This window comes from Pseudomonas sp. PSKL.D1, from assembly GCF_028898945.1.
In the GTDB taxonomy this organism is placed as follows: domain Bacteria; phylum Pseudomonadota; class Gammaproteobacteria; order Pseudomonadales; family Pseudomonadaceae; genus Aquipseudomonas.
Genome location: NZ_CP118607.1, coordinates 663,449 through 678,735 on the forward strand (window position 1 = coordinate 663,449; position 15,287 = coordinate 678,735).

The following is a 15,287-nucleotide window of genomic DNA, read 5'->3' on the forward strand; positions in this document are numbered from 1 at the left end:
GTTACTCCTTGCTGGGAACTTTGAATACGTGACGCAGGTAGCGGACGAAATTTTCGTCACGGCATTGGGTCTTGGCGGCTTCGTCCGAGATTTTCGCCACTGGCGAGCCGTTGCAGTCGGTCATTTTAAGCACGATGTTCATCGGCGCCACACCAGGGATGTCGCAGGTGAGGTTGGTGCCAATGCCAAAGCTCACATTGATGCGCCCGCGCAGGGCACGGAAGATCTCCAGTGACCGGGTGAGGTTCAAGCCATCGGAGAACACCAGGGTTTTGGTCATCGGGTCGATACCCAGCTTCTGGTAGTGGGCGATGGCCTTCTCGGCCCAGGCCACGGGTTCACCTGAGTCGTGACGCAGGCCGTCGAACAGCTTGGCGAAGTACAGGTCGAAATCGCTGAGAAACGCATCCATTGTGATGCAATCGGTCAGGGCGATGCCGAGCAGGCCACGGTACTCGCGCACCCAGCAGTCCAGTGCGGCGATCTGGCTGTCGATCAGCCGGGGGCCGAGTTGCTGGTGCGCCATGAGCCACTCGTGAGCCATGGTGCCCAAGGGCTTGATATCCAGTTTCCATGCCAGGTTGACGTTGCTGGTACCTACGAAGCGCGCGGGGAAGTCATCGCGTAGCACCCGCACCACCTCTTCCTGCACGCGGCTGGAGAAGCGTCGTCGGGTGCCGAAGTCCGCTACCTGCAGCTCGGCCAGCTCGTCTTCGTTGGCGTGGGCACGCAGCCAGTCGAACTTGCGATACAGCTGGTCGCGCGCCTCTGCCAGGCGCATGCGCGGGTGAAGGTGGCGGTTGCGTACTTCGCTGATGATCGCAAGCAGTGGCACTTCAAACAGCATCACATGCAGCCAAGGGCCTTTCAGGCGCAGGATCAGCTGATCGTTCTCGATACCGATGCGTACATAGCGCAAGTTGAAGCGGAACAGGCCGAGAAAGCGCAGGAAGTCAGGTTTGAGGAAGCTGATGCGTTCGAGGAAGGCCAGTTGGCCGGCGTCCAGCGTGAGTTCGCTGAGCAGGTCGAGCTGATGGCGGATCTCGTCGAGGTAGGGGCGCAGGTCCTCGCCATTACGGCAGCGGAACTCCCATTCCACGTCGGCGTCCGGGTAGTTGTGCAGCACGGCCTGCATCATGGTGAGTTTGTAGAAGTCTGTGTCGAGCAGGTTGTGCACGATGCGCTCGGCGAATGCGCTCTCGCTCATCTAGGGGCTCCGGAAGCGGCGTTTGGTGGACATTGTGCCAGTCTTTGGCGGTTGTTGGGGGTGTGCTGGCCCTATCGCGGATAAATCCGCTCCTACAGGTGCCGCTTAGGGGCAATTCATCCGCGACAGGGTCAAAACAGGTGTTTTTCCGTGCACGAGCTAGCCTTGAAACGGTGCCCCCTGTAGCAGTCGCGCACCAGCGGTGTGCACTTCGGTGACGTCTGCTGTTACAGGGAGGTTGCACGTAAACACTTGCCGGGGTTGCAATGATGGCACCGCTGGGTTGCTCCTTGTCTGTACGTGTGGTGGCGCCTGCCGCGTGGCAGACGGTTGCACGTGCAGTAAAGAAACGGCCGTTGGTCGTGTCAGCGCTTTCCTCACAATGTGTTACTCCAAAAGACAAAACCGATGGCACGGCCCTTGCTCGGAGCACAGGGCTGAGAAGTTGTAGTGCCAACCAAAAAAACTCTAGGAGCACCACCTCATGTCGCAGACGTTTTACAAGAAAGGTTTCCTGGCTCTTGCCGTAGCTACGGCACTGGGTGTTTCTTCGTATGTTCAGGCCGACGTCAAGATCGGTGTAGCGGGCCCCATGACCGGGGCTAACGCAGCGTTTGGCGAGCAGTACATGAAAGGTGCGCAGGCAGCGGCCGACAAGATCAATGCCGCTGGCGGCGTCAACGGTGAAAAAATCGTTCTGGTCAAAGGCGATGACGCCTGCGAACCCAAGCAGGCCGTGGCTGTGGCCAACCGTCTGGTCGACCAGGACAAGGTAGTAGGTGTCGTTGGCCACTTCTGTTCTTCCAACACCATCCCTGCTTCCGAGGTGTATGACGAGGCCGGTGTCATTGCCATTACTCCTGGCTCCACTAACCCGCAAGTTACCGAGCGTGGGTTGAGCGCCATGTTCCGCATGTGCGGCCGTGATGACCAACAGGGCATCGTTGCCGGCAACTACATCGTCGACGTGCTCAAGGGCAAGAAAGTGGTCGTGTTGCACGACAAGGACACATACGGCCAGGGCCTGGCCGATGCCACCAAGGCACAGCTCGAGAAGCGCGGCGTGAAGCCGGTGCTCTATGAAGGCCTGACCCGTGGCGAGAAGGACTTCAGTGCCGTGGTTACCAAAATTCGGGCTGCTGGCGCCGATGTGGTCTACTTCGGCGGCCTGCATCCGGAGGCCGGCCCACTTGTGCGCCAACTGCGCGAGCAGGGCCTGAAGGACGTGGCATTCATGTCTGACGACGGCATCGTGACCGACGAACTGGTAACTACCGCAGGCGGTGCTCAATACACCGACGGCGTGTACATGACCTTTGGCGCCGACCCGCGCCTGCTGCCAGACAGCAAGGTGGTGGTGGAAGAGTTCCGTAAAGCCGGTACTGAGCCTGAAGGTTACACCCTGTATGCCTATGCCTCCGTCCAGGCATTGGCCGCCGCGTTCAACGGCGCCAAGTCCAACAAAGGCGAAGACGCCGCCAAGTGGCTCAAGGCCAACCCGGTCAAAACCGTCATGGGCGAGAAGAAGTGGGACAGCAAGGGCGACCTGACCGTATCCGACTACGTGGTCTACCAGTGGGACGCCAACGGCAAGTACCACCAGCTGGATAAACAACAATAACAACGGCCAACGGCCCGGGCGCCATGCCCGGGCCAGTGCCCCGCGGTACCTGTCTTTATTCGTAGATCTGCACAGTTCTGCGCTGCGAGGGCCGCTGTATCCAAGGCCCGCCGTGGTCGGCGCTCGTGCAATCTCCATCAGGTGAGATTGCGTTATGGATGGTATTTTCCTGCAGCAACTGGTCAATGGCCTGACCCTTGGGTCGGTCTATGGCCTGATCGCCATCGGCTACACAATGGTCTATGGCATCATCGGCATGATCAACTTCGCGCACGGCGAGGTGTATATGATTTCCGCGTACCTCGCGGCAATCAGCCTGGCATTGCTGGCCTATTTCGGTATCGAGTCGTTCCCGTTGCTGATGTTGGGCACGCTGTTGTTCACCATCGTGGTCACGGGCGTTTACGGCTTCACCATCGAACGCATCGCGTACAAACCCCTGCGTAACTCCACCCGCTTGGCACCGCTGATCAGCGCCATCGGTATTTCGCTGATCCTGCAGAACTACGCGCAAATCAGCCAGGGTGCCCGCCAGCAAGGCGTACCAACCCTGCTTGAAGGTGCTTTGCGCGTCGAAGTGGGCACAGGCTTTGTGCAACTGACTTACACCAAAATTTTCATCCTTGTAGCCGCATTCGTTGGCATGGGCCTGCTCACCTATGTGATCAAGTACACCAAGCTCGGCCGCATGTGCCGTGCGACCCAGCAAGACCGCAAGATGGCATCCATCCTCGGCATCAATACCGACCGGGTGATCTCCTACGTGTTTGTCATCGGCGCGGTGATGGCTGCCCTTGCGGGCGTGCTGATCACCATGAACTACGGCACCTTCGACTTCTACGCCGGCTTCATCATTGGCATCAAGGCATTCACCGCCGCGGTGCTGGGCGGCATCGGCTCGCTACCTGGCGCGATGCTCGGGGGGATTATCCTGGGTATTTCCGAGTCGCTGTTCTCTGGCCTGATCAACTCCGATTACAAGGACGTGTTCAGCTTCTCGCTGCTGGTGTTGATCCTTATTTTCCGCCCACAAGGCCTTCTGGGTCGCCCGCTCGTGGCTAAGGTGTGAACATGTCCGCTGCCAATACTGCCGTCGTTAGCGAAACCAAAGGTTTCGACCTTAAACGCAGCCTGCTGGAGACCATTGTCGCCGGCCTGCTGGCACTCATCGTGTTTGGCCCGGTCGTCGGCGTGGTGCTCGACGGCTACAGCTTCAACGCCGAACCCCGCCGTGTGGCCTGGCTGGTCGGCGGGGTGATGCTCGGGCGCTTCGTGCTCAGCCTGTTCCTGCAAACCGCTGCCGGGCAGCGTATGCTGCAAGGCTTCGATAGCGGTGGCTCGGGCGTGCATGTGAACGCGCCGGACTACAAGTCGCGCCTGCGTTACATCATCCCTGCGCTGATCGTGATCGCCATCGTGTTCCCGATCTTTGCCAATAAATACCTGCTCACCGTGGTCATTCTCGGGCTGATCTACGTACTGTTGGGCCTGGGCCTGAACATCGTGGTAGGCCTGGCAGGCCTGCTCGACCTGGGTTACGTGGCGTTCTATGCCATTGGTGCCTACGGCCTGGCGTTGGGTTACCAATACCTCGGGCTGGGTTTCTGGACCGTGCTGCCGCTGGCGGCCATTGCTGCCGCGTTGGCGGGGTGCATACTCGGGTTCCCGGTTTTGCGCATGCACGGCGACTACCTTGCCATCGTGACCTTGGGCTTTGGTGAAATCATCCGCCTGGTGCTGAACAACTGGCTGTCGTTCACCGGCGGCCCTAACGGCATGCCGGCGCCGTCGCCAACCTTCTTCGGCCTGGAGTTCGGCCGCCGTGCCAAGGACGGCGGCGTGCCGATCCACGAGTTCTTCGGGTTCGAATACAACGCCAACCTCAAGTTCGTGTTCATCTATGCCGTACTGTTCCTGGTCGTGCTGGCGGTGCTGTACGTTAAGCACCGGTTGACCCGCATGCCGGTAGGGCGTGCCTGGGAAGCGCTGCGCGAAGACGAAATCGCCTGCCGATCGATGGGCCTGAACCACGTGCTGGTCAAGCTCTCGGCCTTCACCCTCGGCGCCTCCACCGCAGGTTTGGCCGGGGTGTTTTTCGCAACCTACCAAGGCTTCGTCAACCCTTCGTCATTTACCTTCTTCGAGTCGGCGCTGATCCTGGCCATCGTGGTGCTGGGCGGCATGGGGTCCACCGTGGGCGTGGTGATTGCCGCCTTCGTGCTGACCGTGGCACCGGAGCTGCTGCGCAGCTTCTCGGAATACCGGGTGCTGCTGTTTGGTGTGCTGATGGTGCTGATGATGATCTGGCGACCGCGGGGGCTGATCCGCATCAGCCGTACCGGTGTGACCCCACGCAAAGGAGTGGCGCCATGAGCGACGAAGTCATTCTCTCGGTCGACAACCTGATGATGCAGTTTGGCGGTATCAAGGCGCTCAGCGATGTCAGCCTGAAGGTCAAACGTAACCAGATCTTCGCCTTGATCGGCCCTAACGGCGCAGGCAAGACCACGGTGTTCAACTGCCTCACCGGCTTCTACAAGGCCAGCGGCGGGCGTATCGAACTGAACGTGCGTGGCAGCCACACCAATGTCATCCAGTTGCTGGGCGAGCGCTTCCAGCCAGCAGACTTCATTTCGCCCGCCCGCTTCGTCAACCGCATGTACTACAAGATGTTCGGCGGTACCCACCTGGTCAACCGCGCAGGTTTGGCCCGCACGTTCCAGAACATTCGCCTGTTCAAGGAAATGTCGGTGGTTGAAAACCTGTTGGTGGCCCAGCACATGTGGGTGAACCGTAACCTGCTGTCGGGTGTGCTCAACACCAAGGCTTACCGCAAAGCTGAAAGCGATGCGCTGGATCATGCCTTCTACTGGTTGGAGGTGGTTGACCTGGTCGATTGCGCCAACCGCCTGGCTGGCGAACTGTCCTACGGCCAGCAGCGCCGCCTGGAAATTGCCCGGGCCATGTGTACGCGGCCGAAGATCATCTGCCTGGACGAGCCGGCCGCCGGCCTCAACCCGCAGGAAACCGAAGCACTGAGCCGCATGATCCGCGTGCTGCGTGACGAGCACGACATTACCGTGGTGCTGATCGAACACGACATGGGCATGGTCATGAGCATTTCCGACCACATCGTCGTGCTCGACCACGGCAATGTGATCGCAGAAGGTGCGCCACAGGATATTCGCAACAACCCGACGGTGATCGCCGCCTACCTGGGTGCCGATGAAGAGGAGCTGGTATGAGTGCGCCCATTCTCGAGTTGAAGGACCTGGACGTGTTCTACGGGCCGATCCAGGCCTTGAAGAAGGTCTCGATGCACATCAACGAAGGCGAGACGGTGAGCCTGATTGGCGCCAACGGTGCCGGCAAGTCGACCCTGCTGATGTCGATTTTTGGCCAGCCGCGTGCGGCGGCCGGGCATATCGTGTATCGCGGCACCGACATCACCCGCAAATCCTCCCATTACATTGCTTCCAACGGCATCGCCCAGTCGCCGGAGGGCAGGCGGGTTTTTCCCGACATGACCGTTGAGGAAAACCTGATGATGGGTACCATCCCGATTGGCGACAAACACGCTGACGAAGACATGCAGCGCATGTTCGAACTGTTCCCGAGGTTGAAGGAGCGGCGTAACCAGCGGGCCATGACCATGTCGGGTGGCGAGCAGCAGATGCTGGCTATTGCCCGGGCGCTGATGAGCCGGCCGAAGCTGTTGCTGCTGGACGAGCCTTCGCTGGGGCTGGCGCCGATCGTGGTGAAGCAGATCTTCTCGACCCTGCGCGAGCTGGCCAAGACGGGGATGACCATTTTCCTGGTTGAGCAGAACGCCAACCACGCGCTGAAGCTGTCGGATCGGGCTTATGTGATGGTCAACGGGCAGATCCGCATGACGGGGACGGGGCAGGAGTTGCTGGTCAACGAAGAGGTGCGTAACGCCTATCTGGGCGGGCACTGAGTTTTATGGAGGGCCGCTTTGCGGCCCTTTGCATATGTGGACAAGTTGTCGCATAGCTTTCTTAAGTTTCTGCACAATCCTCTCGCAAACCATTGTTTCCACAGCCCGTATGTTTTCCACGATTAATGTGGAACCGCCTGTGGAAAACATGGTTGCATCTTCACCAAAGCCTTTAACTGCGGGGCCTTCAAGGTGTTGATCATTATTTGATCGAATAGCGTTTGTGCCCGATTCCCGTGAGGTTTCAAGTGAATAGCCTCACCCCTGAATTACGCCTTAAAGGCTGTGGATAAGTCTGTGGGAAAGCCTTGGACAGTCCGCTGCAGGCGGCATGCTTGCAAGCCTAGGGCCATCACGGAAAAGGCGCCCCGCGACCATGGAGAGCTGAAAGGGTTCCGCCGCACAGACAAGTTGCCCCCAATCTGTGGGGAAAGCCTTGTGGATAAGGTGCGCATAGCTATGTTCAGGCCTTCTAGCGCGGGCCTTTCAGGCTTATGAACAAAAAATGACCAGTTGCTTGAATGGCTTGCCCCGAACGCCTGTGGAAGGCATGCTGCAAACCCTGCCGATGATTATCCACAGCGAGGAACAGAGCATGACGTCCACCGTATTCATCACGGGTGCCACATCCGGGTTTGGCGAAGCTACTGCTCGCCGCTTCGCCGAAGCTGGCTGGAAGCTGGTGCTCACGGGGCGGCGCAAGGAGCGGCTGGATGCGTTGTGCGCCGAGCTGTCGGAAAAGACCGAGGTGCATGGTCTGGTGCTGGATGTGCGGGATCGCCAAGCAATGGAGCAAGCGATTGCCAACCTGCCGGCCGGCTTCGACAAGCTGCGCGGCCTGGTCAACAACGCTGGCCTGGCGCTGGGCGTGGACGCGGCGCAGAACTGCAGCCTCGACGACTGGGAAACCATGGTCGATACCAACATCAAGGGCCTCATTTACACCACTCGGCTGCTGCTGCCACGCCTGATTGCCCATGGCCGTGGGGCTTCGATCCTCAACGTTGGGTCAGTGGCGGGCAACTACCCGTACCCGGGCAGCAACGTGTATGGCGGCACCAAGGCCTTCGTAGGCCAGTTTTCCCTGAGCCTGCGCTGTGACCTGCGTGGAACTGGCGTGCGCGTCAGCAATATCGAGCCGGGCCTGTGCGAGAGCGAGTTCTCACTGGTGCGTTTCGGTGGTGACCAGGCCAAGTACGATGCGACTTACGCAGGTGCAGAGCCGATCCAGCCGCAGGATATTGCCGAGACCATTTTCTGGATCTTGAACCAGCCGGCGCACATCAACATCAACAGCCTGGAACTGATGCCGGTGAGTCAGGACTGGGCTGGGTTCTCGATTGATCGGTCGGTCAAGGGCTGAAGATAAGCTTGGAAGCCGATCGCGGCGGTCCGACGCCTCGGTAAATCCGCTCCTACAGGTGCTGCACCCCAACCTGTAGGAGCGGATTTATCCGCGACGTCGGACCGCCGCGAAGGCATCAGGCCAGGCGCTGCAAACCTTCCAGGCAGGTCGCCAGGTGATAGGGCGTTGTCGAAGGCATGTCATGTCGGCTTACCGTCCCCTCGCCATCCCGGCATTCATACCAGCCACCGTCATGCAAAAAACGCTGTTCCAAGGCGCTCAGTTGCGCGGCCAGTTTTGCATCGGACCCCGAACGTAACCCCAGCGCCCGCAGATACTCCGCCTGCGCCCAGATCCGCTGCGTGGCATCCAGCACTGTGCCATCCGCTTCCAGCGCTGCCAATACAGCCCCATCCCTCACGCCACACTGTTCGGCATACCCGAACGCACGGTCGACGGATTCATGCAATGGCGTGCCGCGTAGCAGCGGCGAGGTGTCCAGCAAGTAGAACCACTCGAACTGATGCCCCGGTTCAAACCAGTTATCCACAGTACCGCGTGGTTTTTCCAGCATCAGCCCGTGTTCAGGGTCGATAAAATCTGCCTGAAGTGCGTCGCAGAGTGTCAACAGCGCCTGCTTCGCGCCGTCATCTTCACGCACCGCCAGCACTTGCAGGAAAGCTTCGGCCAAGTGCATCTGCGGGTTCTGCAGCGGGCCGCTGCCAAGATCCGACCAGTCTTCGCCCAAGCTGGCTTCGTACAGGCCGTCATCCCGGGCAAACTGCTCAGCAACGATTTCCAGCGCCGCGTTCAGCGCCGACTCCACGAGGCCCTCACGCACTTTGCCCCAGTAATGCGCGCAGGCAAACACGATGAACGCGTGGGTGTACAAGTCTTTGCGCCGGTCCAACGGTTTGCCTTCAGCGTCGATGCTGTAGAACCAGCCGCCGTGCTCGGCATCATGGAAATGCCGCTGCAGCGAACGGAACAACGCCGCGGCACGTTCTGCGGCGCCGGGTTGTTCGATGCGGCTGCTGAACAGGTACAACTGGCGGGCGCACGCCATGGCCCGGTAGCGCTGCACGGGCAGCGGGTTGTGCTGGGCGTCCAGGGCCTCATAGGGCAAGGCCATGTCAGCATTCCAGCCCGGGCCCTGCCACAGCGGCACGATACGTTCGGCAAAGTGCTGGTTGAAACGGGCCAGTGCGGGCGGGGTGGGGCGGGCGTTGGGCATGAAAGCGCTCGTCAGGGTCGGGCAGTGCGCCATGGTAGCAGAACTGGGGTTGAGGGTTGCTGTGCGGGCCCGATCAGCCGGGATTGCCCAATCCTTGCCAATGCCGCGCACCTACGAAGATAAAGCGCAGTTGCTGGGTAATCTTTTCCTGCGCGGTCAATGCCTGAGGATAACCCGTCTCCGGGTTATCAATCAGCTCAGGCAGCGTGGCGAACACGGTTTTCACCACCAGATCCGCCATCACCGCCAATGCAGCATTGTCCAGGTGCTGCCAGCGCTTCATGCGCGCAAGGTCGGTAGCCAGGTCGTCGCTGATGTCCTGACGCAGGCGTGCAATGGCTTGGCGCACCGCTTGCGAGCCACCGTACTGCTCGCGGGCGAGAAACAGGAACTGTGTGCGGTTGGCGGCCACCACATCAAGGAAGATGCGCACCGATGCGTCGGTGATGCCACCCAGTTCGAATTCGTTATGCCGCACCAAGCGGATGGTCTGGCGGAATGTGGCATCGATCTCCGCCACCAAGGCAAGGCCCAAGGCGTCCATGTCGGGAAAGTGGCGATAGAAACCGGTGGGCACGATACCGGCGGCCTTGGCCACTTCACGCAGGCTGATGCTGCCAAAGCCGCGACCGCTCTCCATGAGCAGGCAGGCAGCGTCAAGCAAGGCCTGGCGGGTTTGTAGCTTCTGTTCGGCGCGCGGCAGCATGGGGAAGAATTCTGAGGCGGTAAAGCTGGGCACTCTAGATAAAAAAACGAAGCCCGGTCAATGGACCGGGCTTGGAGGGGAGCAGGCGCTGTGACATCGGTTGTTCTTTTCGGCCATGGCGATCAGCTCACGCGGCTGATTTCAACCAGACGATCCGAGCCACCTTCAGCGACGCGGCCAGTGCGTTCGATCAAGCGATCCGAGCCACCTTCAGCGACGCGGCCAGTGCGTTCGATCAAGCGATCCGAGCCACCTTCAGCGACGCGGCCAGTGCGTTCGATCAGGCGATCCGAGCCACCTTCAGCGACGCGGCCAGTGCGTTCGATCAGGCGATCCGAGCCACCTTCAGCAACGCGGCCAGTGCGTTCGATCAGGCGATCCGAGCCACCTTCAGCAACGCGGCCAGTGCGTTCGATCAAGCGATCCGAGCCACCTTCGGCAACGCGGCCAGCACGCTCTTGCAGGCGATCAGCACCGCCTTCGGCAACAGTTTTCAGCGGTTGGGCAATTTCAGCGGCGCTGGAGCGCGATTCGGCGGTCAGGTGCTGATCAGCAGCTGGCAGGGCGAAAGCGTTGGCAGCGAGTATGGACAGGGTCAGGGTCAGCAGTGGGCGTTTCATGGTTCGGTGCTCCTCTCGGGGGCTGGAAAGTGGGTACGGAGCCAATGCTACGCCCGGCACCGCCAGAGAGAAGTTCATATGGGTAATGGTAACAATCGACGTTATTAATGGAGGTTCAAGAAGGCTCTGTTTCAACTGTTTCGGGTTGGTTTGTGGCTATTTGATGGCGCGCTTGTTGAATAATCTGCAACTTGGCATTCAAGAGAAATGGCCCAAAAAACTTCGCTATCATGTGGGCGATTGGATAAAACCCCACGGGTTTTCATCAGTCCGAGTTAGTGAGTGCACGCCCGTCAGGAGACCCACGCAATGACGCGTCCCGCCAGAATTTTCGTCTGGACCCTTACCAGCCTGCTGACCCTGCTGGCGATACTGGTGGTGATCATCGCCACCTTCGACTGGAACCGCGTCAAGCCGCTGCTCAACGAGAAAGTCTCCGAAGCGTTGCACAGGCCGTTCGCCATCAATGGCAACTTGGCCGTGCAATGGCGCACCGAGCCGGAGGAAGGGGGCTGGCGTGCCTGGGTGCCGTGGCCGCACTTCATTGCCGAAAACCTGACCTTGGGTAACCCCGACTGGCTGAAAGAGCCGCAAATGGTAGGCCTTGAGCGGGTAGAGTTTCGCCTGGCCCCCTTGCCACTGATGTTCCAGCAGATTGTTATCCCTCGTATTGACCTGAAAAAGCCTACCGCCAGCCTCACGCGCCTCGCAGACGGGCGTGCCAACTGGACGTTCGACTTCGGCCCCAAGGATGAAAACGCCGAGCCTTCCAACTGGCAACTGGATATTGGTGCGATCGGTTTTGACCAGGGCAACGTCAGTTTTGACGACCAGACCCTCAAGACCAGCATGAAGGTACAGGTCGACCCGCTCGGCAAGCCGATCCCGTTCAGTGAAATCGTCGGCAAGGCCAGCGCGGACAAGGCCGGTGCCCAGGATTATGCGTTTGGCTTCAAGGCCCAAGGCCGCTACAAGGGCCAGCCGGTGTCCGGGAACGGCAAGATCGGCGGCTTGCTGGCGCTACAAGATGCCAAACAACCGTTCCCCTTGCAGGCTGATGTGCGCATTGCCGATACCCACGTGGTGCTCGCCGGCACCCTGACCGACCCGCGCAACCTCGGCGCACTGGACCTGCGGCTGCGCCTGTCCGGTGCCAGCCTGGGCAACCTCTACCCGTTGACCGGTGTGACCTTGCCTGACACACCGGCCTATTCCACCGACGGCCACCTCACCGCCAACCTGCACGCTGCCGAAGGCGCGACCTTCAACTACCAGAACTTCAATGGCAAGATCGGCGACAGTGACATCCATGGCGACCTCGCGTTCGTTGCCAGCCAGCCACGGCCCAAGCTCTCGGGCAAACTGGTCTCCAACCAGTTGCTGTTCAAAGACCTGGCACCGCTTATCGGCGCCGACTCCAACGCCGAGCAGAAGGCCCGCGGCGGAGCCAGCAAACAACCTGCAAACAAAGTGTTGCCGGTGGAAGAGTTCCGCACCGAACGCTGGCGGGCCATGGATGCCGACGTCACCTTTGCAGGCAAACGTATCGTCCACAGTGAGAAGCTGCCCTTCAACGATTTGGCTGCCCATGTGATCCTCGAAGACGGCTTGCTGCGCCTGGAACCGCTGCGCTTTGGCGTGGCCGGGGGGAATCTGGCGTCCAACATTCGCCTTGATGGCCGAAGCGTGCCGCTGCAAGGGCGTGCCCAGCTGACGGCGCGCGGGTTCAAGCTCAAGCAACTGTTCCCCACCTTTGCCCCCATGCAAACCAGCTTTGGCGAGCTGAACGGCGATGCCGACATCAGTGGCCGAGGCAACTCGGTGGCCGCTTTGTTGGGCACCGCCAATGGCGACCTGCGCATGTTGATCAACGATGGCGCCATCAGCCGTGGCCTGATGGAAATTGCCGGGCTCAATGTGGGTAATTATGTGGTCGGCAAGCTGTTTGGCGATGAAGACGTGCAGATCAACTGTGCGGCAGCCGATATCGGCATCAAGGACGGGTTGGCGACAACGCGGTTGTTCATCTTCGATACCGAAAACGCCATCATCTACATCAATGGCACGGCCAATTTCGCCACTGAGCAGCTGGATTTGAAGGTCAACCCTGAATCCAAGGGGGTAAGGCTGTTCTCTTTGCGTTCGCCGCTATATGTGCGCGGGCCGTTTGCCAAGCCCAGCGCCGGGGTTCAGGCGTTGCCGCTGGCCCTGCGTGGCGCGGGGATGGTGGCGCTCGGGGTAGTTGCCGGGCCTGCGGCCGGGCTGCTGGCGCTGGTGGCACCCAGCAGTGGGGATGAGCCGAACCAGTGCACGCCCCTGTTGCAGCAGATGAAGGCAGGCAAGGCGCCGGCGGCGGTGAAGGGGCGTAAATAGAGGGTGGCAGTACTGGCCCTTTCGAGGCGCCAGTACATACCGCCTCGCTCTCAGTACTGATACCTCAGCAATGCCTGTGGCAACGCATGCAGTGCAAAGAACGCCAGTAATGCCACACAGGCCGGCAACACCAGCCACCACACCCGCTGGGGCAGGGCATTCAATGGCTCGCGGTATTGCACCAGCGTCAGGCTCACCGCCGACACGCAACAGGCCAGTAGTGCACCGGCAATAATGTCCGTTGGCCAGTGCACCCCCAGGTACACCCGCGACAACGCGATCGCCAGCGCCGGAATGCAACCCAGCAGCACCCAGGTCAGGCGCATGCGTGGCGGTTGACCGCGCCCGGCAAGCAAAGCCAGCACAATAAAGAACGCGAACGAGGCCGAACTGTGCCCGCTTGGCATGCTGTAACTGGTGAGCGGTTCTGTCAGCACCTCCGGGCGAGCCCGGGCGAACAGCCACTTCAGCGTGCCGTTTGCCAGGGCTGTGCCCATCAGCGCGCCACCGGCGAACAGGGCATGACGCCACTGGCGGGCGAGTAGCAGCAAGCCGGTGAGCAGGCCGCCAAGGAAGAACTGCGTGCGGAAATCGCCCAGGCGGGTCACCAGTACGACGATGCCGTCGATGGCTTGGCTGCGGTGCTCCTGTACCAGGGTCATAACCCCTTGATCGAACTCATGCAGGTAGGGCCAACCGAGGAACAATGCCAGCAGCGCCAGGAAGCTCAAGCCAGCAATCAAACGGGTGCCATGGCGCTGGTCGCGGATGCTGCTGTTCAGCCCCAGGCCGACAAGCACGGCCAGCGTGCCGGCGATGATGCCAGCATCCAGCCAGAAACCTTCGGGCAGCGGCAGGCGCATGGCTGCGCCGGTGGCCCAGCCCGGCAACAGGTAAGCAACCGACCAACCGGCCCCCGCCACGATGCTGACGGCGATGAAGCGCGGCAGAGGCATGTCGAACATGCCTGCGACCATTGGCAGCATCGGCCGCAGCGGGCCGATGAAACGGCCTACCAGCAAGCTGGCGATGCCATACCGCTGGAAGTAAGTCTCGGCGCTGCCGATCCATTCGGGGTGGTGGCGCAGCAGCGGCAAGCGGCGGATGTTCTGGTGGAAGTACTTGCCGATGGTGTACGACAGCGCGTCACCCAACAAACCACCCAGAAACCCAAGCAACAGCGTTTCGCCCAGGCTGAATGCACCGCTACCGGCCAGCACGGCAACGGCAAACAACAGTACCGTACCCGGTACGATGATGCCGGCAATGGCCAGGCATTCGATGCAGGCCACCAGGAAAATTGCCAGGCCAAGCCACTGCGGGTTCGCGCCAAGCCAGCCGGTCAGGCTGTCGAGCCATTGGCCCATGGTTCAGCTTCCTTCTTCGATGATGGAGAAATCCTGCCCTTCGACTTGCCCCCGGCGTAGCGGGTTCCGGGTGCAGAAGCGGGCGTACTCGGCGTCGACGAACCGGTAGGGCAGGTGCTCGTCGCGGCCGTGGGGAATGCCCAGGCGAGCCGCCTGGATCACGCGGGGCACGGCAATGCCGCAGTCTTCGACATACAGCCGCTCAGGGTCAAAACGTTGAGCGTCCCAATGGGGAACCTTCAGGCCCATGGCACGGCACAGCAGGGTCTGGCCGGCGCACAGGCGCTGCGCCGGGCGCAGGTTGCCGCTGGCGTCGGGGTTGTTCAGCTGCATTTGCGCCAGGCTATTGGCATCGGAGATGGCATCGATCCAGGGATAGGCCGATTTGATCAGTACCGCGTTGCCGGGGCCATGGGCGCTGAAATTGAGCGAGTCGCCACCCCGGGCGTAATACATATAGATGTGCCCGCCATCAAGAAACAGCGCCTTGCGCTTTTCCGTGTAGCCCAACGACGCGTGGCTGCCTTTGTCGGCCAGATAATAGGCCTCGGTTTCGATGATTCGCGCGGCTAGCCACAGTTCGCCGTGGCGATGGCGGATGACTTTGCCCAGCAGGGCCTTGGCCAGCGTCTGGGCATCGCGGTCGAAAAAGCTGTCGGGCAGGGCGCGGCTGGGGCAGGGGGCGGGCATGCTTACAGTTCGTGGCGATAAAGGCAGGGATGATAGCAACGAATGACTTAATCAAGGCTGAATCAGGACACTTCGATACCCGCCGTTACATCTTTCCTATGGCTTGCGGCAGCTCAATTTCGACCATCCGCCACCCGCCGCTGGGCGTATACCTGCGCGACAGTTA

13 protein-coding genes are annotated in these 15,287 nt (G+C 60.7%); 7 read left to right on the top strand and 6 right to left on the bottom strand.

Going from position 1 to position 15,287, the window contains the following annotated elements; all coding sequences use genetic code 11:
• Position 1 precedes the first annotated feature (1 nt).
• Positions 2-1,207, bottom strand: a complete 1,206-nt coding sequence (gene pncB / locus PVV54_RS02780; protein WP_274908495.1) for a nicotinate phosphoribosyltransferase — start codon at positions 1,205-1,207, stop codon at positions 2-4.
• Between the two features lie 484 nt (positions 1,208-1,691).
• Between pncB and PVV54_RS02785 the strand changes: the two genes are divergently transcribed.
• From PVV54_RS02785 to PVV54_RS02810, 6 genes are all read left to right on the top strand, one after another.
• Positions 1,692-2,828, top strand: a complete 1,137-nt coding sequence (locus tag PVV54_RS02785; RefSeq protein ID WP_274908496.1) for a branched-chain amino acid ABC transporter substrate-binding protein — start codon at positions 1,692-1,694, stop codon at positions 2,826-2,828.
• Between the two features lie 154 nt (positions 2,829-2,982).
• Complete coding sequence (locus PVV54_RS02790; protein WP_274908497.1) at positions 2,983-3,897, top strand: ABC transporter permease subunit; 915 nt, start codon at positions 2,983-2,985, stop codon at positions 3,895-3,897.
• A 2-nt stretch (positions 3,898-3,899) separates the two neighbouring features.
• On the top strand, positions 3,900-5,201 hold the full coding sequence (gene livM, locus PVV54_RS02795) for a high-affinity branched-chain amino acid ABC transporter permease LivM (protein ID WP_274908498.1): 1,302 nt from the start codon (positions 3,900-3,902) through the stop codon (positions 5,199-5,201).
• The gene (locus PVV54_RS02800) at positions 5,198-6,073 is read left to right on the top strand and encodes an ABC transporter ATP-binding protein (protein ID WP_274908499.1); all 876 of its coding nucleotides are present in this window, start codon (positions 5,198-5,200) and stop codon (positions 6,071-6,073) included. Before livM ends, PVV54_RS02800 begins: the two co-directional genes overlap by 4 nt.
• Positions 6,070-6,786 (top strand): ABC transporter ATP-binding protein, encoded by a 717-nt coding sequence (locus PVV54_RS02805; protein WP_274908500.1) that lies wholly within the window; start codon positions 6,070-6,072, stop codon positions 6,784-6,786. Before PVV54_RS02800 ends, PVV54_RS02805 begins: the two co-directional genes overlap by 4 nt.
• Positions 6,787-7,381: 595 nt before the next feature.
• Entirely contained in the window at positions 7,382-8,149 is a 768-nt protein-coding gene (locus PVV54_RS02810) for an SDR family oxidoreductase (RefSeq protein WP_274910378.1), read from the top strand.
• A 118-nt stretch (positions 8,150-8,267) separates the two neighbouring features.
• Here the strand turns inward: PVV54_RS02810 and PVV54_RS02815 are convergent, their stop codons facing one another.
• The 3 genes from PVV54_RS02815 to PVV54_RS02825 all read right to left on the bottom strand — a co-directional run bounded on the left by PVV54_RS02815 (position 8,268) and on the right by PVV54_RS02825 (position 10,691).
• A complete protein-coding gene (locus tag PVV54_RS02815; protein WP_274908501.1) occupies positions 8,268-9,365 on the bottom strand; it encodes an AGE family epimerase/isomerase in 1,098 nt (365 codons plus the stop codon).
• Between the two features lie 73 nt (positions 9,366-9,438).
• Positions 9,439-10,071, bottom strand: coding sequence for a TetR family transcriptional regulator (locus PVV54_RS02820; protein WP_274908502.1), 633 nt, complete (start codon positions 10,069-10,071; stop codon positions 9,439-9,441).
• 122 nt (positions 10,072-10,193) lie between these two features.
• Positions 10,194-10,691 carry a phage infection protein gene (locus tag PVV54_RS02825; RefSeq protein ID WP_274908503.1) on the bottom strand — a complete coding sequence of 166 codons (498 nt, stop codon included), beginning with the start codon at positions 10,689-10,691 and terminating at the stop codon, positions 10,194-10,196.
• A 309-nt stretch (positions 10,692-11,000) separates the two neighbouring features.
• Between PVV54_RS02825 and PVV54_RS02830 the strand changes: the two genes are divergently transcribed.
• Positions 11,001-13,064, top strand: coding sequence for an AsmA family protein (locus PVV54_RS02830; protein ID WP_274908504.1), 2,064 nt, complete (start codon positions 11,001-11,003; stop codon positions 13,062-13,064).
• 50 nt (positions 13,065-13,114) lie between these two features.
• On the opposite strand, the gene PVV54_RS02835 is transcribed toward PVV54_RS02830, so the two are convergent.
• Both PVV54_RS02835 and PVV54_RS02840 read right to left on the bottom strand, forming a co-directional pair.
• Positions 13,115-14,431, bottom strand: coding sequence for a bifunctional DedA family/phosphatase PAP2 family protein (locus PVV54_RS02835; protein ID WP_274908505.1), 1,317 nt, complete (start codon positions 14,429-14,431; stop codon positions 13,115-13,117).
• A 3-nt stretch (positions 14,432-14,434) separates the two neighbouring features.
• Positions 14,435-15,121 carry a DNA-3-methyladenine glycosylase gene (locus PVV54_RS02840; protein ID WP_274908506.1) on the bottom strand — a complete coding sequence of 229 codons (687 nt, stop codon included), beginning with the start codon at positions 15,119-15,121 and terminating at the stop codon, positions 14,435-14,437.
• Positions 15,122-15,287: the final 166 nt, after the last annotated feature.